Origin of the sequence: Myxococcus dinghuensis, assembly GCF_024198235.1 — a bacterium.
In the GTDB taxonomy this organism is placed as follows: domain Bacteria; phylum Myxococcota; class Myxococcia; order Myxococcales; family Myxococcaceae; genus Myxococcus; species Myxococcus dinghuensis.
The window spans coordinates 1-25,405 of record NZ_JAKCFB010000064.1; the positions used below are offsets into that span (position 1 = coordinate 1).

At 70.4% G+C, this 25,405-nt stretch carries 19 protein-coding genes and 1 pseudogene; 16 read left to right on the forward strand and 4 right to left on the reverse strand.

The window, feature by feature from the left end; all coding sequences use genetic code 11:
* From LZ198_RS40355 to nadC, 3 genes and pseudogenes are all read left to right on the forward strand, one after another.
* Positions 1-448, forward strand: a pseudogene (locus LZ198_RS40355) (response regulator); the annotation flags it as partial.
* Positions 449-514: 66 nt separating this feature from the next.
* Positions 515-4,243: a valine--tRNA ligase gene (locus LZ198_RS40360; RefSeq protein ID WP_253977506.1), complete on the forward strand. Its 3,729-nt coding sequence runs from the start codon at positions 515-517 to the stop codon at positions 4,241-4,243.
* 11 nt (positions 4,244-4,254) lie between these two features.
* Complete coding sequence (nadC, locus tag LZ198_RS40365) at positions 4,255-5,139, forward strand: carboxylating nicotinate-nucleotide diphosphorylase (RefSeq protein WP_253977507.1); 885 nt, start codon at positions 4,255-4,257, stop codon at positions 5,137-5,139.
* Between the two features lie 6 nt (positions 5,140-5,145).
* On the opposite strand, the gene LZ198_RS40370 is transcribed toward nadC, so the two are convergent.
* Positions 5,146-5,871 (reverse strand): helix-turn-helix transcriptional regulator, encoded by a 726-nt coding sequence (locus LZ198_RS40370; RefSeq protein ID WP_253977508.1) that lies wholly within the window; start codon positions 5,869-5,871, stop codon positions 5,146-5,148.
* A gap of 88 nt (positions 5,872-5,959) precedes the next feature.
* Here LZ198_RS40370 and LZ198_RS40375 point away from each other — a divergent pair, with 88 nt between their 5' ends.
* Positions 5,960-6,721, forward strand: a complete 762-nt coding sequence (locus tag LZ198_RS40375) for an alpha/beta fold hydrolase (RefSeq protein ID WP_253977509.1) — start codon at positions 5,960-5,962, stop codon at positions 6,719-6,721.
* 24 nt (positions 6,722-6,745) lie between these two features.
* On the opposite strand, the gene LZ198_RS40380 is transcribed toward LZ198_RS40375, so the two are convergent.
* On the reverse strand, positions 6,746-8,362 hold the full coding sequence (locus LZ198_RS40380; protein ID WP_253977510.1) for an alkaline phosphatase family protein: 1,617 nt from the start codon (positions 8,360-8,362) through the stop codon (positions 6,746-6,748).
* A gap of 100 nt (positions 8,363-8,462) precedes the next feature.
* On the opposite strand from LZ198_RS40380, the gene LZ198_RS40385 reads away from it, so the two are divergent.
* The 4 genes from LZ198_RS40385 to LZ198_RS40400 all read left to right on the forward strand — a co-directional run bounded on the left by LZ198_RS40385 (position 8,463) and on the right by LZ198_RS40400 (position 10,882).
* On the forward strand, positions 8,463-8,873 hold the full coding sequence (locus LZ198_RS40385; RefSeq protein WP_253977511.1) for an acyl-CoA thioesterase: 411 nt from the start codon (positions 8,463-8,465) through the stop codon (positions 8,871-8,873).
* Positions 8,874-8,886: 13 nt separating this feature from the next.
* Positions 8,887-9,852, forward strand: a complete 966-nt coding sequence (gene glpX, locus LZ198_RS40390; protein ID WP_253977512.1) for a class II fructose-bisphosphatase — start codon at positions 8,887-8,889, stop codon at positions 9,850-9,852.
* A gap of 39 nt (positions 9,853-9,891) precedes the next feature.
* Complete coding sequence (locus LZ198_RS40395) at positions 9,892-10,317, forward strand: type II toxin-antitoxin system RatA family toxin (protein ID WP_253977513.1); 426 nt, start codon at positions 9,892-9,894, stop codon at positions 10,315-10,317.
* A gap of 388 nt (positions 10,318-10,705) precedes the next feature.
* Positions 10,706-10,882 carry a hypothetical protein gene (locus LZ198_RS40400; protein ID WP_234071817.1) on the forward strand — a complete coding sequence of 59 codons (177 nt, stop codon included), beginning with the start codon at positions 10,706-10,708 and terminating at the stop codon, positions 10,880-10,882.
* Positions 10,883-11,004: 122 nt separating this feature from the next.
* Here the strand turns inward: LZ198_RS40400 and LZ198_RS40405 are convergent, their stop codons facing one another.
* Positions 11,005-12,075 carry an ADP-ribosylglycohydrolase family protein gene (locus LZ198_RS40405; RefSeq protein WP_253977514.1) on the reverse strand — a complete coding sequence of 357 codons (1,071 nt, stop codon included), beginning with the start codon at positions 12,073-12,075 and terminating at the stop codon, positions 11,005-11,007.
* A 79-nt stretch (positions 12,076-12,154) separates the two neighbouring features.
* Here LZ198_RS40405 and surE point away from each other — a divergent pair, with 79 nt between their 5' ends.
* From surE to LZ198_RS40425, 4 genes are all read left to right on the forward strand, one after another.
* Positions 12,155-12,937 carry a 5'/3'-nucleotidase SurE gene (gene surE, locus LZ198_RS40410; protein WP_253977515.1) on the forward strand — a complete coding sequence of 261 codons (783 nt, stop codon included), beginning with the start codon at positions 12,155-12,157 and terminating at the stop codon, positions 12,935-12,937.
* A 185-nt stretch (positions 12,938-13,122) separates the two neighbouring features.
* Positions 13,123-13,899: a peptidoglycan DD-metalloendopeptidase family protein gene (locus LZ198_RS40415; RefSeq protein ID WP_407667509.1), complete on the forward strand. Its 777-nt coding sequence runs from the start codon at positions 13,123-13,125 to the stop codon at positions 13,897-13,899.
* Between the two features lie 112 nt (positions 13,900-14,011).
* Positions 14,012-15,268, forward strand: coding sequence for a hypothetical protein (locus LZ198_RS40420; RefSeq protein ID WP_253977517.1), 1,257 nt, complete (start codon positions 14,012-14,014; stop codon positions 15,266-15,268).
* 14 nt (positions 15,269-15,282) lie between these two features.
* On the forward strand, positions 15,283-16,422 hold the full coding sequence (locus tag LZ198_RS40425) for a tetratricopeptide repeat protein (protein ID WP_253977518.1): 1,140 nt from the start codon (positions 15,283-15,285) through the stop codon (positions 16,420-16,422).
* Positions 16,423-16,443: 21 nt separating this feature from the next.
* On the opposite strand, the gene lexA is transcribed toward LZ198_RS40425, so the two are convergent.
* Entirely contained in the window at positions 16,444-17,109 is a 666-nt protein-coding gene (lexA, locus tag LZ198_RS40430; RefSeq protein WP_234071823.1) for a transcriptional repressor LexA, read from the reverse strand.
* A 197-nt stretch (positions 17,110-17,306) separates the two neighbouring features.
* Between lexA and LZ198_RS40435 the strand changes: the two genes are divergently transcribed.
* The 4 genes from LZ198_RS40435 (at position 17,307) to LZ198_RS40450 (ending at position 25,397) form a co-directional block, all read left to right on the forward strand.
* Positions 17,307-20,627, forward strand: a complete 3,321-nt coding sequence (locus tag LZ198_RS40435; RefSeq protein ID WP_253977519.1) for a response regulator — start codon at positions 17,307-17,309, stop codon at positions 20,625-20,627.
* Positions 20,624-22,471, forward strand: coding sequence for a sensor histidine kinase (locus tag LZ198_RS40440; RefSeq protein WP_253977520.1), 1,848 nt, complete (start codon positions 20,624-20,626; stop codon positions 22,469-22,471). The genes LZ198_RS40435 and LZ198_RS40440 overlap by 4 nt, the downstream gene beginning before the upstream one ends.
* Before the next feature lie 37 nt (positions 22,472-22,508).
* Entirely contained in the window at positions 22,509-23,480 is a 972-nt protein-coding gene (locus LZ198_RS40445) for a FecR domain-containing protein (protein WP_253977521.1), read from the forward strand.
* A 249-nt stretch (positions 23,481-23,729) separates the two neighbouring features.
* A complete protein-coding gene (locus LZ198_RS40450) occupies positions 23,730-25,397 on the forward strand; it encodes a TolB family protein (protein WP_253977522.1) in 1,668 nt (555 codons plus the stop codon).
* Positions 25,398-25,405: the final 8 nt, after the last annotated feature.

The window sequence follows — 25,405 nt, forward strand, 5'->3', positions numbered from 1 at the left end:
GCCGGGGGCTCCGGGACTCGCCGCGCGTCCGGGGGCTCCGGGCGTGCCGGGCGGCCTGCCGCGTCCTCCGGGCGCCACGCCGCTGCCGCCTGTTCCCGCGGCGCCTCCGCAGCCGGCCGCCCGCGCGAGGGATCCGTTCGGCCTGGGCGCGCCCCAGCCGGTGGCCGCCCAGCCGGCGATCAGCATCGAGGACTCGCTGCCCGACACGAGCGGCGCGGAGGAGATCTCCATCGACATCGGCGGGCCGGCTCCGGCCGCTCCGGTCCCCACGCCGCGCGCGGCTCCGGCCGCGTCGGATGGTGGTGAGGCGCTGCTCCGCGAGGCCCTGTCCAAGGCGTCGCGCGAGGTCATCGAGAAGATCGCCTGGGAGGTCGTACCGCAGCTCGCGGAGACGATCATCCGCGAGGAGCTCGAGCGGCTCATCAAGGACCGAGAGACGCAGCACTGAGGCGAGACCTTCGCCGTAACCTCCTGACCTTCTGCTGCCCCCCGTCGAGGGGGGCGGGCGTCTTCAATGAGCGACACTACTGAACTGTCCAAGGCCTACGAACCCACCGAGGTCGAGGCCCGTCGATACGCATTCTGGCTGGAGAAGGGCTACTTCCGCGCCGAGGCGACGTCCGACAAGCCCGCCTTCTCCATCGTCCTGCCGCCGCCCAACGTGACGGGCAGCCTGCACATCGGCCATGCCCTCACGGCGACCATCCAGGACATCCTCACGCGCTGGAAGCGGATGAGCGGCTTCAACGCGCTGTGGCTCCCTGGCACGGACCACGCCGGCATCGCCACGCAGATGGTGGTGGAGAAGGAGCTGAAGAAGTCGGAGGGCAAGAGCCGCCACGACCTGGGCCGGGACACGTTCCTCCAGCGCGTCTGGGAGTGGAAGGGCAAGTACGGCGCGCGCATCGGCGAGCAGCACCGCTACCTGGGCGCGTCGCTGGACTGGAGCCGCGAGCGCTTCACCATGGACGAGCAGTCGTCCGCGGCGGTGCGCGAGGTCTTCGTCCGGCTGTACGAAGAGGGCCTGATGTACCGGGCCCAGAAGCTCATCAACTGGTGCCCCTCGTGCCGCACGGCGCTCAGCGACCTGGAGGTCGAGCACGAGGAGAAGAACGGCTCCATCTGGCACATCCGCTACCCGGTGAAGGACTCGGACCGCACGCTCACCGTGGCCACCACGCGCCCGGAGACGATGCTGGGCGACACGGCCGTGGCGGTGCACCCGGAGGACGAGCGGTACAAGGACCTCATCGGCAAGCACGTGGTGCTGCCGCTGTCGGGGCGTGAGATTCCCATCATCGCGGACGGCGAGCTGGTGGATCCGAAGTTCGGCACCGGCGTGGTGAAGGTCACGCCCGCGCACGACTTCAACGACTACCAGACGGGCCTGCGCCACAAGCTGCCCATGATGTCCATCCTGGACGAAGCGGCCCGGATGACGAAGGACACCGGCAAGTACGCCGGCATGGACCGCTTCGAGGCGCGCAAGGCGGTGCTGGCGGACCTGCAGGAGCAGGGGCTGCTGGAGAAGGAAGAGCCGCACAAGCTGTCGGTGGGCACCTGTCAGCGCAGCGCCACGGTGGTGGAGCCCCGGCTGTCGCCGCAGTGGTTCATCAAGATCGAGCCGCTGGCGCGTCCGGCCATCGAGGCGGTGGAGCAGGGCCGCACGAAGTTCGTCCCCGAGGCCTGGACGAACACGTTCTTCCACTGGATGCGCAACATCCACGACTGGTGCGTCAGCCGCCAGTTGTGGTGGGGCCACCAGATTCCCGCGTACTACTGCACGTCGTGCAGCCCCCGGCTCGGGGACGACACGGACCTGCCGCTGGATGCCCCGACGGTGAAGGTGGGCGGCGTGGACTTCTCCCGCGCGGAGCCCATCGTGGCGCGTCAGGCGCCGGAGTCCTGCCCCAAGTGCGGTGGCGCGAGCTTCATCCAGGACCCGGACGTGCTGGACACCTGGTTCTCGTCCGCGCTGTGGCCGTTCTCCACGCTGGGCTGGCCGAACGCCACCCCGGAGCTGAAGACCTTCTACCCGACGTCCGTCATGGAGACGGGCCACGACATCATCTTCTTCTGGGTGGCCCGGATGATGATGATGGGCCTGCACTTCATGGGGGATGTGCCCTTCCGCACCGTGTACCTGCACGCGATGGTGCGCGACGAGAAGGGCGAGAAGATGTCCAAGACGAAGGGGAACGTCATCGACCCCCTGGACGTCATCCTCGGCGCGAAGTCGGAGGCGCTCGCCCCGGCGCTGAAGAACAAGTTCCCGCAGGGCATGCCGGCGTTCGGCGCGGACGCGCTGCGCTTCACGCTCGCCTCGCTCACCCAGCAGGGCCGCGACATCAAGCTGTCGATGGACCGGCTCGCCGGCTACAAGGCGTTCTGCAACAAGCTGTGGAACGCCAGCCGCTTCGCCCTGATGAACATGGGCGAGTTCCAGTACGACGGGGGCCCGCTGAAGGAGCGCTCGTTGACGCTGGCGGACCGGTGGATCCTCTCCCGGCTGCAGCGCGCCACGACGGAGGCTCGCGCTTCACTGGAGACGTACGGCTTCGCCGAGGCGGCCTCCACGCTGTACCAGTTCCTGTGGGCGGAGTTCTGCGACTGGTACATCGAGCTGGCCAAGGGCTCGCTCTACGGTGAGGACGCGGCGGCGAAGGACACCACCCGCGCGGTGCTCATCTACAGCCTGGACCGCGTGCTGCGGCTGATGCACCCGTTCATGCCGTTCATCACCGAGGAGATCTGGCAGAAGCTGCCGATGTCCCGGCCGACGGACAGCATCATGATCGCCGCGTACCCGGAGTCGGACGCGGCGCTCGTGGACGAGGCGGCCGAGGCGGAGATGGCGCCGGTCATCGCCGCCATCGAGGGCCTGCGCACCATCCGCGGCGAGAGCAACCTGCCGCCCGCCACCAAGGTGAAGGCCGTGGTGCAGAGCCCGGACGCCCGGACGCGCGACCTGCTCGAGCGTTGGCGTGGCTACCTGATGCCGCTGGCGGGCCTGTCCGAGGTGCACGTCGGACCGCCGGGCCCGAAGCCTCCCCAGGCCGCCGCCTTCGTGGCGACGAACCTGGAGATCTTCGTCCCGCTCGCCGGCCTCATCGACCTGGACGCCGAGCGCGACCGCCTGCGCAAGGAGATCGCGCGCGCGGAGCAGGAAGCGACCAGCGTCCTGCGCAAGCTGGAGAACCCCAACTTCGTGGCCAAGGCCCCGCCGGATGTGGTGGAGAAGGACCGCGCCCGCGTGGTGGAGTTGAAGGAGCGCAAGGCCAAGCTCGAAGATCACCTGCAGCGGATCGCCCCGGAGCCTCCCATGCCCGAGAACACGCCGTCCGAGAGCAGCACGCCCGCCGTGGTGGAGGACCTCGCGTCCCCCTCCGAACCCGCCCAGGTGAAGGTCGCCCCGACGAAGGAGGAGAAGGGCGGCGTTGACCTGGGCCAGGAACTGAAGGGAGAGCTGGGTGACGAGGGCCGCGTGCCCGAGGCCGACCCGCAGGTCCAGGCCGCCCTCGCGAAGCTGCGCGAGGGGACGAAGGAAGGCCTGTCCCCCACGGACCACCACGACCTGGGCGTCGCGTACATGAGCATGGGGCTCGTGGACGATGCGATGCGCGAGTTCGACAAGGCCAAGGAGGGCGGTGACGGCCGCGAGGCTCCGGCGAAGGCCACCGAGTCGGCCGAGCGTCCCGCGAAGGTGAAGGCGAAGAAGCCCGCCACCAAGAAGGCCGAGGCCCCCGTGAGCGAGGCCGCTCCCGTGGCTCCGGCCTCCGAGGACGAGGCTCCCGCCGCGAAGCCTGCTCCGTCGAAGAAGGCCGCCCCGGCGAAGTCCGCGAAGGCCGAGGCCACGGCTGCTCCCGCGAAGGCTGCTCCGGCGAAGGCCGCGAAGAAGGCCTCCGCGAAGGCTGCTCCCGTCAAGGCCGCCGCGAAGAAGGGCGGCAAGGCGGCGCCGGTGAAGGCCGCGAAGAAGGCTGGCAAGGCCGCTCCGGCGAAGCCTTCCACCAAGAAGGGCGGCAAGGCTGCGCCGGCGAAGGCCGCGAAGAAGGCCGCCAAGGCCGCTCCGGCGAAGGCCGCCAAGAAGGGTGGCAAGGCCGGGGCGAAGTCCGCCGCGAAGAAGGTTGCTGCGAAGAAGGGCGGGGCGAAGGCTCCCGCCGCGAAGAAGGCTTCCGCTGGGAAGGCGGCGGCCAAGAAGGTCACCCGGGCGAAGCCCTCGGCGCGGGCGAAGGCCCGGCGGTAGCAGGAGGAGACGTGCAGCAGGATTACCTCGATCGGCTCATCGACCTCGCCCTCGACGAAGACCTGGGGGCGGCGGGCGATGTCACCTCGCAGGCGCTCATCCCGCCTGACGCGGAGGGCAGCGCTGAGCTGGTCGCCAAGGAGCAGTTGGTGCTCGCGGGCCTCGACGCCTTCATCCGGGTCTTCCACAAGGTGGACCCGGACGTGGAGGTGGAGCTCGTCAAGCAGGACGGACAGGAGATCAAGCCCAAGGCCGTGGCGGCCCGCTGCCACGGTCGGCTTCGCTCCCTGCTCGCCGCCGAGCGCACCGCGCTCAACCTCGTGCAGCGCGCCGCCGGCATCGCCACGCTGGCCCAGCAGGCGATGACGTCGGTGCGCGGCTCGAAGATGCAGGTGCTCGACACGCGCAAGACGCCGCCGGGCATGCGCGTGGTGGCCAAGGACGCCGTGCGGATGGGCGGCGCGACCAACCACCGCTTCGGCCTCTTCGACGGCGTCCTCATCAAGGACAACCACATCGCGGCCGTGGGGGGCTCCATCTCCGAGGCGCTCCGTCGCGCCAAGGCCCATGGCCCGCGGCTGTGCAAGATCGAGATCGAGGTCACCAACCTCAAGCAGCTCGCGGAGGCGCTCGAGCACGGCGCCGACGTGGTGATGCTCGACAACATGGACGACGCGCAGATTCGCGAGGCCGTGAAGCTGACGGGGGGGCGTGTCCCGCTGGAGGTCTCCGGCGGCGTCACCCTGGACCGGCTGCCGCGCCTGGCGAAGATGGGCGTCGACTACGTGTCGATGGGCGCGCTGACCCACTCCGCGCGGGCCATGGACCTGTCGCTGGAGATCACCGGGACGAAGAAGCCCCGGCGCGCGCGCGCCACGCCCGCCACCCAGGGCTGACGCGCCTCAACCTCCCGGGGGCTCGCTCCGCTGCGCGAGCGCCCGGGCCTTCAATCCCTCCATGTCGGGGATGAACCGGCGCCCGGGCACGAGCCTCGGGCGTCGGATGCGGTCCATGCGGAACATGCGCGCGGCGTCCTTCTCCACGTCCAGCGCGAGCACGTACCAGACCGGTGCCTCGACGAGCAGTCCGTGGGGCTCCACCAAGCGACGGCTCGGTTTGCCGTGCCGGTCCTGGTAGTCGAACGCGAGGCAGACCTGCTCGCGGAAGGCCTCCTCGAACAACGCGAGCAACTCGCCCGGCGGCGTGCCCAGCTCCGTGAGCACCCGGGCGCTCGCGGGCCTGCCCACCACCACCCGCTCACAGAGCGCCCGCATGGCCCGCGCCCGCTCACGCGGCACGCTGGCGAACAGCTTGTCCAACCCCGAGCGCGCCGCGCGCCCCCATGGCAGCGCGGTGCCCGACGAGGACAGGTTGGCGGCGAGCCACAGGGCCACGACCTCCTCGATGGCGAGGTGGACCGCCGTCACGCCACGGTCCCTCTCCAGCCGGACACCCCCTCCCGGGCCCGGATCGCTGGAGATGGGCGTCCCCTGCTCACGCAGCGTGGCCAGGTCCCGGTGGATGGTGCGCTCGCTCACCCCGAGCGTCGCCGCCAGCTCCGCGACCGTGGTGGCCTCCTGTCCGCGAAGGACGTCCAGCAGCCGCATGACCCGCGTGACTCGCGCCATTGCTGACAGTTTCTGTCAGGGATGGGCCGTACTCAAGAGGACGTGGCGCGCGGCGGACGCGTGCCCATTCTCATGGGAGGAGGTCGTCATGAAGGGGCCCGAGGGTGAGCTGTACGTGGATGACGGGGGGCACGGCGGTATTCCGGTGGTGTTCGTCCATGCCTGCGCGGGCAGCACCGCGCACTGGGCCGCGCAGCTCGCGCACCTGCGCAAGCACCGCCGGGCGCTCGCGTTGGACCTGCGTGGCCACGGCCGGTCTGCGACTCCCGCACGCGAGGCCTGGTCCATCGACGACCTCGCCTCGGACGTGGCGGCGGTGGTGGATGGAGTGGGGCTGGAGCGCTTCGTCCTCGTCGGGCACAGCCTCGGTGGGGCGGTCTGCGCGGCCTACGCGGGCGCGCACCCGTCTCGTGTCGCCGGGCTGCTGCTGGTCGACCCGGCCTCGGACGGGCGGACGATTCCCGCCGAGCAGGCGCAGGGCCTGATGGCCGTGCCGGGGTCGGAGGCCTGGCTCCCCGTCGTCGAGCAGCACTGGGCGCCGATGCTCGCGGCCTCCCAGCCCCAGGTGCGTGAGCAGGTCCTCGCCGGCCTGCGTGGAACGGCGCAGGCGGCGGTGCGGGGCACCCTGGGGGCGCTCCTGACGTTCGACCCCGTCGCGGCGCTGCGGCGCTACCCGGGGCCGAAGCTGTCCCTCGTGACGGCGTTCAACCAGGGGCCCGACGCGTACCAGAACGAAGTGGCGGAGCTGACCGCCCTTCGAGTGGATGTCCCCACGGGCCACTGGGTGCAGCTCGATGCACCCGCGTGGACCTGTCAGCAGATCGACGGGTTCCTCCAGTCGCTTCGGTGACGCGGTAGCCGGACGGCGGTGTGGCTACTTGCCGTTGAAGACCTCGGCGCGGGGTGTCCCCTCGGCGGACGCGGGCATGCCCACCTCCATCATCGCGGCCAGCGTGGGTGCCACGTCGATCGGGTCGATCTCCGTCCTGTACATGCCCGGCTTCACGCCCTTGCCCGCGAACACCACGGGGACCTGGGCGTCGTAGGAGTAGGGCGTGCCGTGCGTGGAGCCGGCGCTGTCGTAGTAGAGGACGTGGAACGGCCGGAGCATGTACAGCACGTCGCCGCTGCGCTCGGGGAAGTACCCCTTGCGCACCGTCGCGAGATACCCCGCGGGGTCCGGCACGGTGAACAGCTCCTCCCGCGTCACCGCCGTCAGCACGGAGGGGTGCTTCGACAGCCACTCCACGACGAAGCGCTGCACCTGCGCCTTCTCCACCTTGCCCGACTCCAGCGCCTTGCCGCCCAGGTACACGTCCAGCTCCTCGATGATCGCCGTGACGTCGGGGCCGAAGCGCTCCTGGACCGCCTGCTTCAACTCCTGGTTCATCGTCACCGGACTCAGCCGCAAGGCCGGCAGGCCCTCCGTGGCCCACTGCTCGGGCGCCGCCGCGCCGCCATGGTCCGCGGCCAGGGCGATGACCAGGTTCGCCCGGCCTCCCGCGGCGCGCTCGGCCGCGGAGATGAGGGCCGCCAGCGACTTGTCCAACTGCAGCAGCGCGTCCTGCATCTCCCACGAATACGGGCCGTACTCGTGGAACACGTTGTCCGGTCCGCTGAAGCTCACCGCGAGCAGGTCCGGGATGTCGTCCTTGCCCAGGCCCTCGCCCGCGATGGCCGCCTTCGCCGCCTCCACGAGGAGGTCGTTCGCATACGGCGACACGCCGAACGCCTTGTAGAACTCCGGGCCCGGCGCCGTCAGGCCGCCGTCCAGCGGGTGCGGGAACACCCGACCGAGCCCGTACGAGTCGGCCTCGTAGGGCAGGTCATCCTCGCCCACGTACTCGGCGCGCGGACGCAGCAGCTCCCACTTCTTGCCGAACGCCGAATCCGGCAGCTTGCGCTCGTTGAGGGCCTTGAGCCACGCGGGGAACTCCTTGGTGTACCAGGTGCCCGTGACGAACTTCCCCAGGGTGTCGTCGAACCACCACGCCTGCCCCAGCCGTCCGCCCAGGGCGATGGCCGAGCGTGACTTGAGGGAGAGGGCCACGGCCTTGCCTCGCTCCTGCGTGGCCACGCGCAGGCGGTCCGCCAGCGTCTCCGCCATCAGGTTGGCGGGGCTGGCGTCCTGACCCGGCTTGAGCGTCGCCTCCAGCACCGGATGCGCGGCGTCGTGGAACGAGGACAGGAACTTGCCGGTGGCGCGGTCCACCCACCGGTTGTCCACGACCCCGTGACGCCACGGATTCGCGCCGGTCGAGAGCGTGGTGTGTCCCGGAGCGGTGCGGCACTTCGCGTACCCGTAGCGCGCGTACGGGAAGTAGGCGCCGGTGTCGAGAAGCTGACCCAGGCCCCCCTTGAGCCGGGGACGGGCGCGCAGGAGGACGTCGCTGCCCATCGAATCCACGGTGATGAACACCGTGAGGCGCGGAGGGCGGGCGGCGGCGGGGAGGGTGGCGAGGAGGACCACCAGGACGAGGGCGCGAGTCATACGTCCGAGAAGCTGCCCTGGCCTGCCCGGCGGGCGCAACAAACAAGCGCCACCGTCACTTGGACGTCCGGCGCTGGCGCCTGCTACGGTGCGCGCCCTCATGGTCGAGGCCCGCCTTCGCGTCATCTACGGCGACACGGATCAGATGGGTGTCGTCTACTACGCGAACTACTTCCGCTACTTCGAGTTCGCCCGGAGCGAATACTTCCGTGCGCGCGGCGGCAGCTACCGGGAGCTCGAGCGCACCGGGTTGATGCTGCCGGTGGCGGAGGCGAGCTGCCAGTACAAGTCGCCCGCCCGGTACGACGATCAACTCGTCATCCAGGTGTCGGTGGGCGAGTTGCGCCGGGCCTCCATCGTGTTCACCTACGAGCTTTTCCGCGAGGGGGAGTCGCGCACGTTGCTGTGCACCGGCCGTACCCTGCACGCGTGCGTGGGGCGCGACGGCAAGCCCACGCGGTTGCCGGAGTCCGTGGTCCGGCTGCTGGAACATCCGAACGCTGAACCTTGAAGGAGCACTGAAGATGGATCGCAACCTTGCAATGGAGGTCGTGCGCGTCACCGAGATGGCGGCCATCGCCTCCGCGCGACTGATGGGCCGCGGCAACAAGAACGAGTCGGACCAGGCCGCCGTGGACGCCATGCGGCGCGCGTTCGACGCCCTGCAGATCCAGGGCACCGTCGTCATCGGCGAGGGTGAGCGCGACGAGGCGCCCATGCTCTACATCGGCGAGAAGGTGGGCCGTCGCGGTGACGGGGACCCGGAGGTGGACATCGCCCTGGACCCGCTCGAGGGCACCAACCTGTGCGCGTACGGCCGTCCCGGCTCCATCTCCGTGGTGGCCATGGCCCCCAAGGGCGGGCTGCTCAACGCGCCGGACACGTACATGGAGAAGCTGGCGGTGGGCCCGCGCGCGCGCGGCGCCATCGACCTGCGCAAGTCCGCCACGGAGAACCTGCGCTCCATCGCGGAGAAGATGAAGGTCTACGTCGAGGACCTCACGGTGGTCATCCTCGACCGCGAGCGGCACCAGGACCTCATCAAGGAGGTCCGCGCCGCGGGCGCGCGCATCCGCCTCATCGAGGACGGTGACGTGGCGGGCGCCTTCGCCACCTGTTTCGAGGGCACGGGCGTCGACGTGCTCATGGGCACCGGCGGCGCGCCCGAGGGCGTCATCGCGGCGGCGGCCATCCGCGCCACCGGCGGCGACATGCAGGGCCGGCTCGTCCCCCGCAACACGGAGGAGATCGAGCGCGCGAAGAAGATGGGCATCACCGACATGACGAAGATCTACGCCGCCGAGGAGCTGGCGAAGGGCGAGGTGATGTTCGCGGCCACGGGCGTCACCAGCGGCGACTTCCTCAAGGGCGTGCGCTTCTTCGGCGGTGGCTGCGAGACGCACTCCGTCGTGATGCGCAGCAAGACGGGCACCGTGCGCTTCATCCAGTCCCTGCACAAGTTCGACAAGAAGCCGGGGTACGCTTTCTAGGTCGTCGTCACCCTCGCAGCTCCCGGAGAGAGTCCACCCATGCCTGGCGCCACGCGGACCATCGTCATCAACGCCCCCGTCGAGAAGGTCTTCGACGTCATCAGCAACTTCGAGCGCTACCCGGAGTTCCTCCCCGAGGTGAAGGAGATCCGCACCTCCAACCGCAAGGGGGACACGGTCGACGTCCACTACAAGGTCGATGTGGTGAAGACCATCCGGTACACCATCCGCGCGGTGCAGGAGCGCCCGCGCAAGCTGGCCTGGACCTACGTCGAGGGCGAGGTCATGAAGGACAACAAGGGGAGCTGGCTCCTGGAGCCCGAGGGCGAGGGGAAGACGCGCGCCACGTACAACGTGGAGATGGCCCTGGGCGCCCTGGTCCCCAAGGCCATCGTCAACGCCCTGGTGGATACGTCGCTGCCGAAGATGCTGGACGCCTTCAAGCGTCGGGCGGAAGCGGCCTGAGTCACCCGGCCCAGGGGGCTTTCCGACCCTGGGTCTCCCGCCTCCCCGGAGGGGGTCTGGAGCAGGCGAGCGAGTTGATCGCGCCGTGGGGTGCCCTTGCGCCCCGGAGGGTCGAGGTCCGCCCACGAGTTGGAGCGCTTGCGGGCCGTCGCGAGGGCATTAGAATCAACACCATCCCGACCGGAACATTCGGGCGTCCCTGACATCTATGCCACGGTTCCCCTGGCCTGGATGTCGGATGGCGGACGAGCAACCGTGCGAGATGGCAGCAACGTACCCAGTGCGGAACCGGGGTTCTTATTTTGCATCTATGGGAAGTGGAAGTGCAGTACGGGCGGGACGGCGGGCGTACATCGGGGTACGTAGGCTGAGGGGAGACGGAAGACCCATGCTCGACGCCTTCATCATCGAGGAAATCAAGCGCCGTGAGCGCCGCCGGGAGGAGCGGGAGCGCCCCGTGGCGGAGTTGCCACTGCCCATGCCGGACGACCGGCCGCGCCGTCGGACGGAGACGGAAGAGGAGAAGCCCCAGCGGGGCGTGGTGGTCATCGACCTCCTCGCCTGAGCCGGGCCGTGCGGCCTGCGTGCCGCACCGTGTCGCATTCAGCCCGCGGTGGGTGTCCCTGGTGGACGACCCCCGCGGGCTTGCTGCATCCAGGGGACGCCTCCCCTGCGGGGCCGCCCGGCTCAGTCGCTGGCGAGCGTGAGCAGGTGGCGGGGGTGGTACACGTCCCAGTTTGGCCCCTTCACCGTGGCGAAGGCCTCCAGCACCGTCTTGCGCCAGTCCTCGCGCAGGGACTCCTCGCCGTGGAAGGCGCCCAGCAGCGCGCCCGTCACGGCCGCGTGGACCTCCGTGTCGCCGCCCCGGTGGATGACGTCGAGGAGGGCCGCCTCGGCGCTGGGGGCGTGCAGCAGCTCCCAGAAGGCCAGCCGGAAGGCGACCCGCACCGCGTGCGCCGCGCGGTGGAGGTGGAGCTCCGGGCCATACAGCCGGGGATCCTCCTGGCGGGCCAGGGCCAGGTCCTCGCGCAGCAGGCTCGCGGCGAAGGTCACCTCGTGGACGTGGTCGCTGGCGGAGCGGCCGAGCGCCGCGGCGGCCAGGAGCAGGCCCGACTCGGCGGCGGTGACGAGGTCGTCGGCCTTGAGCTCCGGGCCGCTGGTGACGGCGCGGGCGATGGCGGCGTTGAGCGCGGCGCACGCCAGTTGGCAGCGCGGGTCGAAGTGGGTGAGGGCGGAGTCCGCCAGCGACGCCTGGGTGCGCGCGTTCGCGTCGCTCGACAGGTACACCCCCAGGGGCGCGGTCCTCGCGAGGCTGCCCGCTCCCACGGCCTGTCGGTGCCCGCGCAGCCAGACGCGCTTGCCGGCGCCCAGGGGCGGCAGGCCCGACTGGCACTCCTCCAGCACCTCCTTCATGGGCTCGCTGACCTCGACCGCGTGTGGCTGCCACGCGCGATAGCGGCGCAGCGCGTCCGCGGCGTCGTAGCGCTTGAGGTCGCGCAGGCTGTGCCCGATGCAGCACGCGAGCTGCGTCACCTCCGTGACCTGGCCCTTGCGCAGCTCGTGCCGTCCTCCGCCCGTCATCCGGCCGAAGCCTCCGTCCACCAGTTGGGGGAAGGAACTGGCCACCAATGGACGGTGCGCGGTGGGGACGGCCAGGGCGTTGCCCACCGCGAGCCCGAGCAGCGCGCCGCGCCGTCGCTGGGCGAGGAGGGGGTGGGGACCCTGGGGGGCGTTGCGGCGTCGGGGCGGTGGGGGCATTCGGCGGGTGGACACTGTATCAGCGGCCCCCGCGAGCGCGCTTGCCCACTCCAGGAGGCTCCTCTAGAACCGCGCGGCCATGCCGACACCGCGAATCCTCGTCTCCAACGATGACGGCTATTTCTCCGAGGGATTGCAGGCGCTGGTCGAAGCGGTGAGCCCGCTGGGCGAGGTCTGGGTGGTCGCCCCGGACCGGGAGCAAAGCGCCGCCTCCCACGCCATCTCCCTGCACCGCCCCCTGCGCATCAAGCAGGTCCGCGAGCGCTGGTTCGCCGTCGACGGGACGCCCACCGACAGCGCTTATCTGGCCATCGTCCATCTCCTGAAGGATGCTCGCCCCACGATCATGGTGTCCGGCATCAATCACGGAGCGAACCTGGCGGAGGACGTCACCTATTCGGGGACGGTGGCCGCGGCGATGGAGGGGGCCCTGTTGGGGGTGCCCGCCATCGCGTTCAGCCTCGTGTCGCGGGGCACGTTCGACTTCGCGCCGGCCGCCCGCTTCGCGCGCTCGCTGGTGCAGAGCGCCCTGGCGCGTCCGCTGCCGCCGCGCATGCTGCTCAACGTCAACATCCCCGGTGGCGTGGAGCCGGAGGGGTACGTCGTCACGCGTCTGGGGCGCCACTCGTACGGCTACGCCGTCGTGGAGAAGGAAGATCCCCGCGGCCGCAAGTACTACTGGATCGGCGGCAGCGAGTATCAGCACGAGGACATCCCGGGCAGCGACTGCAACGCCGTGTTCCGGGGCAAGCGCGTGTCCGTCACGCCGCTGCACCTGGACCTCACGGACCACAGCCGCCTCGAGGACCTGGGTGGCTGGGAGGTCCCGGGCTTCGCGCGTCACGCGTCGGACGGTGCCTAGCGTTGCTCCCGGGTGACGCCAGCCGAGCGGGTAGGGCGCTCCAGGTCCTCCTCGTCGCCGTGCTGCTGGCCGGCTGCGTGGGTACCCGGGCCTCTGCTCCCGGGCTGGAGTCCTCGCTGGAGGCCGGGAATGACTTCACGCCCGTTGGTGAGGTGCCTGCGGGCGGTGGGGAGCCCTCGCGCGACGTGGCGCCGGCGGGCAAGGGGGGCGCCTTCCCCTTCGCGCTGAGGTCGGCGCATGCCGAGCCGGAGCTGGTGGCGGTGCGCCACCGCGTGGCCCCGGGCGAGACGATGTACCGCATCGCCAAGACGTACGGCCTCACCGTGGACGAGCTGGCCTCCGCCAACGGCATCAAGGACGTCAGGGCGCTGGCGGTGGGGCAGGAGCTGACGATTCCGGGTGTGGAGCGCAACGTGCCCGTGGACGCGCCGGACGCGCTCGCGCCCGAGGCGGATCCAGAGCCCGTGCGCTCCGCGGATGCGCCGCCCCGGAGGAGTGTCCCGGTGGTCGCCCGCCGCGAGGAGCCCCCGCGCAGGCCCGCCTCGCGACCCGGCTCGGTGCGTCCCAAGGTCGCGACCCAGGGGATGATCGACTGGCCGCTGAGGGGCGTGTTGTACGGCCGGTTCGGCAAGAAGGGCCGCGAGCCGCATGACGGCATCGACCTGGCCGCGCCCGCGGGGACCCCCGTGAAGACGGCCCAGGAAGGCACGGTGCTCTACGCGGGCGAGCAGCGTGGCTACGGCAACATCGTCATCGTCGAGCACTCGAACCGGCTCATCACCCTGTACGCGCACAACCGCGACCTGCGCGTGCGCACCGGGCAGAAGGTCCGCCGGGAGCAGGTCATCGCCACCGTGGGCGAGTCCGGCAAGACTTCCGGGCCGCACCTGCACTTCGAGGTCCGTCTCGACGGCAAGCCGGTGGACCCGCTCGACTACCTGGGGCCGATGCCGTCGTCCTGAGGGCCCCGGGGCAGGCGGTTGCTCTCCTGGTCGCCAGGGAGGCGCCATCGGATGGCCCTGGAGCCCGTCGCCCCTCTGGGCGCGGGGCGGGGGAAGGGTAGAGTGTCGCCCCGTGCCGCTCGCCCCGTCGTCCCTGGTCGCCCTCCTGCTCCTCGTCGCCCCGGTGGCGCATGCCTCGACCCAGGGCGGACCTGGGGCCGAGGGAGGTTTCGCACGGACGGTGCGCCCCGGGACGTGGGTGGCCCTGGGGGCCTCGCCGCAAGCGGAGGCGGAGGGTGCTCCCGCGGAGGTGAGCCCCGGGACGGTCGTTGCCCCCGAGAGCCCGGTGACGTCGAATCACGCCGAGACGGATGGCGCGTCCGCGACCGTGGCACCCGCGGCCTCTTCGCGAGCGGAGGAGGTGGCAACATCCGTGGCCGCGGAGCCGTACGTCGTGGCCGTCCTCACGCTCGACTCGAATCCGTCGGCCCGTGACAACGCGGCGGGCGTCACCGCGCTCATCACCGCGTGGCTGTCCGAGTCTCCGCGCGTTCGGGTGCTCAGCCAGCGGGACATCGAGTCGGGACTCGATGCCGCGCGTCGCGCCCAGCTCCATGAACTCGAGTCATGCGAGCGCGGCACCTGTCTCCAGGAACTCTCCGCGCTCACGGGCGCGCGCTTCATCATCACCGGACGGTTGGATCGCTTCGGCGACCAGTACCTGCTGTCCGCGAACCTCGTCGACACCGTGGTGGGGATGAGCGTGGCGAAGCCCCGCGCGGAGGCCCCTGAGCCGGACACCCTGCTGCGCACCGCGGAGGTCGTCGCCGACGAGCTGCTCGCGGAGATCCTCTCCCCCGGAGCGCCCCGCGCGGCCCGTCCCCTCATCGGCGGCGCGCGCGAGACGGGGGGCGGCAGCTTCATGGTGGGGCTGCGCATCAACAACAACTTCGTCGACGAGCTGGCGACCTTCAACCCGGGTGCTGACCTGGAGGTCGGGTACTGGTTCCACCCCGAGTGGCTCGGCTTCGCGCAGGTGGGCTTCTCCTACGTGCGCTCCAACACGGAAGGCGCCAAGGGCGGGCTGAACGTGCTGCCCAGCCTCGTGGGCGCGCGCCACTACCACAACATGCAGAACACCCTGCGCCCGTACTGGGGCTTCGGCCTGGGCGTGCAGTTGTCCTTCGGCGACTTCGGCATCTTCCAGTCCACCGGGCCGCTGCCCACCATCGTCGGCTTCCTCGGGCTGGAGTACCTCATCGCCGGTCGGGTGGGCCTCCAGGTGGAGGCCGGCACGAACGTCGCCCAGGCGGTGATGGGGTTGGCGGAATCCAGGCTCGGCGACGGCCTCAATCTGGACCTGAGCGCGGGCATCGCGTACCACTTCTGAGAACCGGAGCCTCCATGTCCCTGCGACTGAAAGCCCTGACCCTGATTGCCCTGCTCGCGTCGGCCGCGTGCACGGACGACCGCCCCGTCGTGTCGCCGAAGGACCACGCCGAGGGCCTCTACATCAAGGGCACCGCCGAGTACCTCCAGGGCCAGTTCCAGGCGGCCCTCGCGTCGTTCGACGCGATGGCGAAGCTCGCCCCGAACGACCCGCGCCTGCCCGCCGCGCGCGGCGAGGTCTACCTGTCGCTGGGGAAGTTCACGGACGCTTCCAACGAGTTCGAGACCGCCGTCAAGCTGGACCCCAAGCGCTCCACCAACTGGAGCCGCCTGGGGATGAGCCAGGCCCAACTGGGGCGTAACCAGGAGGCGATCAGCTCCTTGCGCAAGGCCGTCGCGCTGTACCCCAACGACTACAGCGCGCTGGAGCAGATCGGCGACATCCATCTCAAGAAGAAGGAGCACGACGAGGCCATCCAGCATTTCGTCCTCGCTGCGAACGCGGCCTCGGGCGAGACGAAGTCGGAACTCCTCATGCGGGCCGTGAACGTGCTGATGGTCCTGAATCGCGAGGCGGACGCGATGACGATGCTCGAGAAGGCTGCTCGCGAGGGGCTGCGCACGCCGGCAATCCTGACCGCGCTGGGGGACGGTCTCGTCAAGGGAGGCAAGCTTGTCGAGGCCGCCGCCACCTACCAGGAGGCAGCGAGCAAGTCGCCCAGGGATCCGACGCTCTGGGAGCTGGTGGGAACCATCCACATGCGCCTGGACAAACCGGGCGACGCCATCGCCGCGTACAAGGAGTCCTTGCGCGTGAAGGATCGCGCCGTCGTCCATGTCGCCCTGGCTCGCATCCAGCTTGGGCTCAAGAGCCAGGAGGGCGCCGCGCAGGAACTCGTCGCTGCGTTCGAATGTGAGGATGTCAAGGAGGTGTCAACGCAGCGGGAACTGGCCTCCCTTCTCATCGACATGAACCGCAAGAAGGACGCGCTGCTCATCCTGGGCAACCTCAGCGCGGAGCCTGAACTGGACAAGGACGTCGAACTCCAGCTCGCCACCGCCCGGCTCGCGAACGAGCTCAAGGATACCGCCCTGCGGGACGCGGCGTGCGCCCGCGCCATCGTCGCGGACAAGACGCCCAAGAAGTGTCCTTGAGCGTCGAGGCGCGGCGGGGCGCTACGCCCGGCCGCCCTGCATCTTGCGGTACACGCCCACCACGAGGCCCAGGATCATCGTGGAGCGGAACTCCGCCCGGCTCACGTAGATGGGCTGCATGGTGGCGTTCGCCGGCTGGAAGCGGATGCGTTCGCCTTCCGGGTAGTAGCGCTTCACCGTGGCCTCGTCCTCGATGAGGGCCACCACGATGTCGCCCGGCTGCGCCGCCGGCGTCTTCTTCACGAAGAGGTAGTCCCCGTCGTGGATGCCGTCGTCGATCATCGACTGGCCCTTGACCCGCAGGGCGAAGACCTCCCGGCCGTTGACGCCTCCCAGCAGGAAGCTGTCGATCTTGACCGAGTCCTCCATGTGCTCCTGCGCGAGCAGCGGAGCACCCGCGGCCACCTTGCCCAGCAGCGGCACCTCCACCATGCCCGCATCGCGCCGGGCGCCCAGGCCCAGCAGCAGGCGGGCGCGCTTGGTGGGCACCAGTGAGCGGCTCTGCTGCTCGCCCCGGTTCAGGTACCCCTTGCGCTCCAGCGCCTTGAGGTGGTCGTTCACCCCGTTGGTGGAGCGGATGTCCATGTGCTCCCCAATCTCCCGGATGGTGGGCGGGAAACCGCGGGTCTCCGTCTCCTTGACGATGAAGCTGAGAATCTCGCGCTGGCGGTCCGTCAGCTCTTCCATGCGCACCCTCGCTCGCCTGGCTTCGCTCCGGGGAGGCTCTCCCCCAGGCAACAGGCTTTCAGTGTCCACTTTCCCTGAACATACGTGTAGAGTCAATTCGTTCAGTGTCCCCCCGCGCACGGCAGGTACGTGCCGGACGTTCGGTATTCTCAGTTCTTGAGGGTTTCCGACGATCTCGACGTACTATTCCGCCTGCCGTGTCAGAGCTCCGCCACACGCTCCTCTTCGTAGACGACGAAGCCGACGTCCTGGACATCCTCACCCGGATGTTCCAGCGCCGGTATCGGGTCCTCACTGCCCTCAGTGGTCCTGCGGCGCTGGAGATATTGCGCCGCGAGCAGGTGGACGTGCTGGTGACCGACCAGCGCATGCCGGAGATGACCGGCATCGAGCTGGCCGCGACCGCTCGCGCCGAAGGCTTCGACGTCACCACGCTCCTCCTCACCGGGTTCACGGACCCCGACGACCTCATCGCGGCCATCAACCAGGGGCAGGTGTACCGGTACATCACCAAGCCCTGGGACGTGAACGACCTGCTCATCACCGTGAAGAACGCGGTGGAGTACACGCAACTGCGTCGCGACAAGGAGCGGCTCATCCGCCAGCTCCACCAGCGCGTGGAGGCGCTGTTCGTCCTCTACGAGGTGAGCCGGGCCAGCGCGAATGATCCGGCCAGCTACGACAACATCATCGACCGGGTGCTCATCGCCGTGGCGCGGGTGCTGCCGTACGACTGCGGCGCGGCGCTGATCGCCCCGGACGAGTCGCGCAGCGCGACGCTGCGACTGCGGTGCCACGGCACGGTGGGCGAGCAGGCGCTGCTGGGCGTGAAGGAGTCGATGCTCGGCGCCTACCGCAAGAGCAGCGGGCTGCTCCTGCCGGAGGACCGGGTCATCACCCGCGTGGCGGGCACGACGACGCAGGACGCGGCGGCGCCGTCCGTCTACCCCAGCCAGCTCACGGTGAACCTGGTGGCGGGTGGGCGTCCGGTGGGCATGCTGTCGCTGTTCAGCCAGCGCGCGGACGCCTTCACCGAGGACGACGGCGTGCTGCTGGACGTGCTCGCCAACCAGACGGCGGACGCCATCCAGTCCCTGCGTTCGGCGGAGGAGGAGGCCCGCCACCGCATGGAGCGCATGGTGGAGTCCATGGCGGACGGCGTGGTGCTCACCGACGAGAAGAACGACATCGTGGTGATGAACCCCGCGGCCCGACGCCTGCTGCACGTGGGCGACGACGCGGCGGAGCACACCAGCCGGATGATGGAGGAGCGGCTGGGCTTCCAGCCCTTCCACCTGGTGCGCGGCTGGGAGTACAGCGGCAGCCAGGTGCTGCGCGAGGAGGTGAAGCTCTTCGACCGCCACGTGCAGACCACCGCCACGCCGGTGAGCGACGCGCGCGGGACGCTGCGCGGGGTGTGCGTGGTGCTGCGCGACATCACCGACCAGAAGCGCCTGGAGGAGCGCAAGGACGAGTTCGTCTCCATGGTGAGCCACGAGCTGCGCACGCCGCTGACGTCCATCTCCGGCGCGCTGGACCTGGTGCTCAACTTCATGGCGGGCGACATCAACGAGCGGCAGCGCCGCTACCTGTCGCTGGCGCGGGACTCGACGGAGAAGCTCAACACCATCGTCGACGACCTCCTGGACCTGTCGAAGTTCGCCAAGGGCCGCCTGCGGATGAACTTCGAGGTGGCGTACCTGGACGAGCTGGTCCAGCGCGTGGTGGAGAAGTACGGCCCGGCCTTCGGCGAGAAGCGCGTGCAGGTGACGCCGGGGCTGCCGCGCCATCCGCTGCGCGTCATCGCAGACCCGAACCGCCTCAACCAGGTCCTCAACAACCTGCTCAACAACGCGGTGAAGTTCACCCCGGAGGGCGGCGAGGTGCGCGTGGAGCTGCACGCCACGTCCAGCCTGCCGGGCTATGTCGTGCTGTCGTGCTGGAACAGCGGCGAGCCCATCGCCGAGGACAGCCTGGAGCGCATCTTCGACCGCTTCGAACAGGCGCGCACCAAGGCCAACCGCACCGTGCGCGGCACGGGCCTGGGCCTGGCCATCTGCCGCAACATCGTCGAGGCGCACGGTGGCCGCATCTGGTGCGAGCCGTGCACCGACGGCGTGCGCTTCATGGCGGTGCTGCCCACCGAGCCGCCGCCGGAGCTGCGCCAGGACGACGCGGGCGAGCCCGGGCCCAAGCGCCGCGAGAGCCGCGGGCGGGTGCTGGTCATCGAGGGCGAGCCGGAGGTCGGCTACATCGCCAAGGCGTTGATGTCCGGACGGGGCTACGACGTGCGGCTGGCCTTCTCCGCGGAGGAGGGGCTCTCCAGCGCGCGCCACCACCACCCGGACATGATCCTCGTGTCCGTGCGCCTGCCCGACGTGGACGGGCTGCGGCTGGCGGAGATCCTCCGGCACGACCCGGAGACGCGCCGCGCCCCGCTCCTGCTCACCTCCGCCTTCGACGAGCGCCAGCGCGCCTTCCGTGCCGGCGCGGACGCGTTCCTGGTCCGCCCGCTGGCGCCGGACAAGCTCCTGGCCACGGTGGACTCGCTGGTTCGCGGCCGCGCGGGCCCGGCGCACGGGCGCGTGCTGGTGGTGGACGACGACCAGAAGATCGCCGCCATCTGCCGCGAGGTGCTGGAGAACATCGGCTTCAACGTGGCGGTGGCCAGTTCGCTCGAGGAGGGGCGCCGGTCGCTGCGGGAGCGCCGGCCGGACGTCATCCTGCTCGACGTGACGCTGCCGGACGGCGACGGCTTCCTCTTCCTGGAGGAGATCAAGGCCGAGCGCGCCAGCGGCCACATCTCCGTCATCTTCATCTCCGCGCGCGCGGAGACGTCCTCGAAGGTGCGCGCGCTCAAGCTGGGCGGCGACGACTACCTCACCAAGCCCTTCGACGCGCTGGAGCTGGGGGCGCGGGTGGAGAGCGTCATCCGCCGCAAGGAGCAGGAGCTGTCGGCGTCGCCCACCACGCAGTTGCCGGGCTCCACCGCCATCGAGCGCGAGGTGCAGCGGCGACTGCTGGCGCGCAAGCCCTTCGCCTTCTGCTACCTCGACCTGGACAACCTCAAGGCCTACAACGACTACTACGGCTTCGCGAAGGCGGACGGCGTCGTGCGCCAGACGGGCGACCTGATGCGGGAGATCTTCGCGCAGGAGGGCGTGCCCGGGGACTTCCTCGGCCACGTGGCCGGAGACGACTTCGTCTTCATCGCCTCGCCGGAGTCGGTGGACCGCGTCTGCCAGACGGCCATCGAGACGTTCGACCGCATCATCCCGCTCTACTACGACCGACAGGACCGGGAGCGTGGCCACATCGAGGCGGAGGACCGCTTCGGCGAGCGCCGCCGCTTCCCCATCATGAGCGTGTCCGTGGTGGCGGTGATGACGGACGGCACCCAGGACCACGCGGAGTTGGCGCGGCGTGCAGCAGACATGAAGAAACGCGCCAAGGCCATCCAGGGTTCCGTCTATCTGCGCAGTGATCGTGAGCAGGTGATACGCTCCGTGGCCGGGTGAGGCTCTACCAGCAGCTGGTCCTGTTCATGGTCGCGGTGACGGTGCTGCCGCTGGCCGCGGTCGGCTTCCTGTTGCTGTCCCGCGCGGAGGCGCGGCTGGCCGACCGCATCGACGCGGAGCAACGCACGCAGGCCTCCGCCGCCGCGGAGCTCGTCGGCGCCGCGCTGATGGAGGTGGTCGACTCGCTGGCCCGCTCCGCGGAGCTCATCGACTGGCACGCCGCGAACGAGGCGGAGACCGTGGGCGGGCTGCGGCTGCTCTACGGCCAGTCCCCGGCGGTGAGCGCCGTGCTGAAGCTGGACGCGCGGGGGCAGTTGGTGGGCGAGCCCGTCTTCCGTCCCCAGGGCGCGGAGGGGCACCCGCTGTTCCAACCGGACGGGCTGGAGCGCATGGTTCGCTCGGTGCCCGTCCAGCAGTTGCGCGGCGGCGGCAAGGGGCAGGCGGCGCTCGGCGTCGCGTACGTGCACCCGGAGAGTGGCCGCGCGGCGGTGTCGGTGGCGGTGAAGCTCGCCGAGGGCGAGGACGCGCCGTATGCGCTGGCGGAGATCGTCTTCGGACCGCTGGAGTCGGTGCTCCGCCGCCGGGCGGTGGAGGGCGGCGCGCGGCTGTACCTGGTGGACGAGGACCGGCGCATCCTCGCGACCTCGGAGCCCCAGCGGCACATGACGGTGTTGGAGCCGCAGCTGGTCGCCCACCTCGTCGCGTCCGCCGCGGCCGACCCGCTGGTGCCCCGGAGCTTCCGCGTGCAGGACCCCGCGCGAAGGGTCAGCGTGGCGCGTGTCCCGCGAGGGCTGCGCTTCGACGTGGTCGTCGAGTCGGACGAGGCCACGGTGCTCGCGCCGGTGGACGCCCTGCGCGACGCGGTGCTGGGCTCCACGGGCGTGGCCCTCGTCGTCCTGCTGGGGCTCGGCGCGCTCTTCACGCGTCGGCTCAACCGACGCCTCGCGGAGGTGGTGGAGGGCGCGGAGGCGTATGGACGTGGCGAGCTGGACCGGCGCGTGCGGGTGGAGGGCCGCGACGAGCTCAGCGAGCTGGCCACGTCCTTCAACAAGCTGGGCGCCGAGCTGGAGACCGCGCGGGCGCGCATCCTCCAGTGGAACGACGAGCTGCGCGCGCGGGTGGAGGACGCCACCGCGGAGCTGCGCAGCGCGCAGGCCCAACTGGTCGAGGCCCAGAAGCTGGCCGCCGTGGGGCAACTGGGCGCGGGCGTGGCGCACGAAATCAACAACCCGCTGGCCGGCATCCTCGGCAACGTGCAGTTGTTGATGCTCGACCGGGGACCCGCGGACCCGGACCTGGACACGCTGCGGAAGATCGAGCACAGCGCCAAACGGTGCAAGGAGATCACCCAGAACCTGCTGCGCTTCTCCCAGCAGCGCGAGCGCGCGGACCTGCGGCCCGTGGACCTCAACGCCGTGGTGCGCGACGCGCTCACGCTCACCGAGCACCAGGTCCTCAGCGACGGCATCACCCTGTCCACGCAACTGGCGCCCAACCTGGGGCGCGTGCGGGCCGACCCGGGCCACCTCTCGCAGGTGGTGCTGGCGCTGCTGTCCAACGCGCGCACCGCGATGATGAAGTCGCCCACGCGGCGGCTCACCCTGCGCACCGGCCAGCGCGACGGCGCCGCGTTCCTGGAGGTGGAGGACACGGGCAAGGGCATCGCCCCCGACATCCGCCCGCGCATCTTCGAGCCCTTCTTCACCACCAAGGACGTGTGGTCCAACGTGGGGCTGGGGTTGAGCGTGGCGTGGCGCGTCGTGACGGAGGCGGGAGGCACGCTCTCCGTGCGCTCGGAGGTGGGGAAGGGCGCGTGCTTCACCGTGGAGCTGCCCAAGGCATGAGCTCCACGGATGGCTGTGATAGCTAACGGGAGACGCAATGGCCGAGCCCCGACCCAGCCGGCGCCAGACGCCCTTCTTCCTCGGGCTCGCGCTCATCCTCGCGACGCTGCCCCTGGGGTGGTTCGTCTTCCTTCGCACGTCGCCCCCACCCCCTCCACCGCCGCCTCCTCCCGTGGTGGCGCCGGACGTGGCGCCGGTGGTGGAGAAGGCCCTGGAGCTGGAGCTCACGGAGGTCACCGGCACGGTGGAGGTGAAGTCCGGCGACGGTTCGTGGCGCAAGGCGGCGGTGGGCATGGCGCTGCGCCGGCATGACCAGGTGCGCACCGACGACGGTTCGTACGCGGTGCTCATCGGCGGGGAGGCGGTGGAGTTCCGCATGGACCCGGGCACCGAGGTGTCCGTGGAGGACCTCACGAAGTCCGTGTCCCGCCTCCTGCTCGCCAACGGTATGGCCACCGCCATCGTCCGTCCGGGCGTGCGCCACACCTTCGAGGTGAAGGCGGCGCAGAGCGACGCGGTGGCCACGTTGCAGCAGGGCGGTGTCTTCACCATGAGCAACAACGGCGCGGGCACCGTGGCCGTGGGCACGCGCGAGGGTGAGGTCACCCTCGTCGGGCAGGGCAAGGTGGTCATCGTCCGTGCGGGCCAGCAGTCCATCGTCCGCCCCGGCCACGCGCCTTCGGAGCCTTCTCAGGTGCCCACCAGCCTCCTGCTCAAGGTGGACTGGCCGGTGGACCGCACCCGCCGCGAGCGCGAGCTGCTGGTGAAGGGCCAGACGACGCCCGGCAGCCGCGTCGAGGTGAACGCCGTGCGCGTCACCGCCGACGCCGACGGGCGCTTCGAGCGCAAGGTGAAGCTGAAGGAAGGCGCCAACACGGTGGACGTCCGCGCCGTGGGTGTGGGCCGGCTGGAGCAGCGTGATCGCGCCGAGGTGGTGGTCGACACGCGCGCTCCGTCGATGAAGACCGACACGGACATCTGGAACCAGGCCCACGACGACCCGCAGTGAGGGCAGGGCGACCGGACGAGCGAGCGGCTTGACCCATGCCAGAGGGTCTCCCTAGACTCCTGGGTACAACGTCGTTCCTGTTCAAGGGCAATCCAGGGCGAAAGCCTTGGTGCGCAAAGCCGCGGGGCCTGAAGTCCGGCCGGCCGTGACCGCCGTGGGAAGAACCATCCGGGGTGGATTCCGGACCCACTGCGCCTTGTGCGGGCCTGGGTCCGTCCCGTTCTCCGAGTCCTCCGGGAGGTTCTTCTGATGCTGCGCGCGCTCCCCCTCCTGACGTGTCTGTTGCCTGCGCTGTCCCCCGCGGCTGACGCCCCTTCCCTCTCGGGAGCCCTGCAGGTGGTGAACGCGGGCCCTGGAGACCAGACGGACCCCCATGTGAGCGGCTCGCTCGTGGCGTACACGAACGAGTCGGGTGGCACGAGTGAGATCCGCTACCACGACCTGACGACGGGGGAGGACGCGGCCATCCCCAACGGCGGCGCGTTCGACTTCGTGTCGGACGTCAGTGGCGGGACGGTGGTGTTCACCCGCGTCAGCACCTCGAGCGCCATCTTCACCTTCGACGTGAGCACGGACGGCCCGCCGGAGGAGCTCGCGCCGCAGGACGGCAGCAGCCGGCGCGCGGCCGTCATCGGAGGGCGCACGGTGGCGTGGCAGGACTTCGGCTACACCGGCAGCACGCTGGAGCCGGAGATCGCCGTGTTCGACCTGGACCAGCGCACGCTCACGCGCCTCACCGACGACCACATGCTGGACCGCACGCCCGCGGTGTCCCCGGACGGGAAGACGGTGGTCTGGGCCAAGTGCGACGTGGCGGGGCAGCACTGCGATATCTGGCAGGCGCGCTGGGGCGGTGACCGCTTCAACTCGCAGGCCCTCACCGGCAGCGAGGGCGAGGAGTCCCAGCCCGACACCAACGGCGACATCGTCGTCTACGCCAGCACGCGCACGGTGGAGGGCGTGACGGACCGCGACATCTACTGGAAGCCCGTGAACGGCGGCGCCGAGCAGCGCCTGGCGCTCCCCGGGCTGGACGCGAACCCGAGCGTCAGCGGCTCGTTGATCGCCTTCGAGCGGAAGGACCCTGCGAAGGGGGACTTCGACATCGTGCTCTACGACCTGAGCACGCAGACGCTCTACCAACTGACGAACTCGCCGGAGGACGAGAACCTCAACGACCTGAGCGTGTCCGACGACGGCACGGTGCGCGTGGTGTGGACGGTGTCCGAGGCGGGCGACTTCAACGTCCACGCCTTCACCTTCGAGCTGCCGCGCGAGAATCCGTGCGAGGGCGTGGCGGCGTTCGGCGCCACGCCGCGCACGGCCGAGCAGGTGTGCAACCAGCCCGGGTCGACGCCGCTGCTCGCGGCGCTGGAGGTGGCGCGCACCACGGGGCAGCCGAACGCGGTGTCGCTCGGCTTCTACGGCAAGGGCGCGGGGGTCATGTGTGTCGACAATGGCTACGCGGGAGACCGCGCCACGTCGGGGTGGGTGTGGCTGGATGGCGCGGAGATCGTCGACCCCTCCCGTTTCAAGCCGGGTGTGTCACTCGTGGCGCGAGACATCCGGATGAAGGGCAGCAGTTGGCTCGCGGCGCTCATCTCCGGGAGCGCGGGCAGCTCGTTCCGCATCCGCGTCTACGGTGAGCCTTCCCAGTGTGGTGTCTCGAATGTCTCATCCGCGGGATTGCCCGGCGCGCAGCTCATCCCCGGGACACGCGTGGTCCCTGTCGTCGTCGAGGGCAGCGGGGTGTCACCACTGACCTTTGGCAACGAGGATGGAACAGGCTGTAGCACGGGGGGCGGCTCGCTGGCCGCGGGGGGATTGGCGCTGCTGGCGCTGTGTTTGACCCGCCCCCGGCGTGCGCGTGTCGTCGTTGCGCGGAAGGAGCTTCGACGGAACGGCGGCGCCCTGTAGAGTTACAC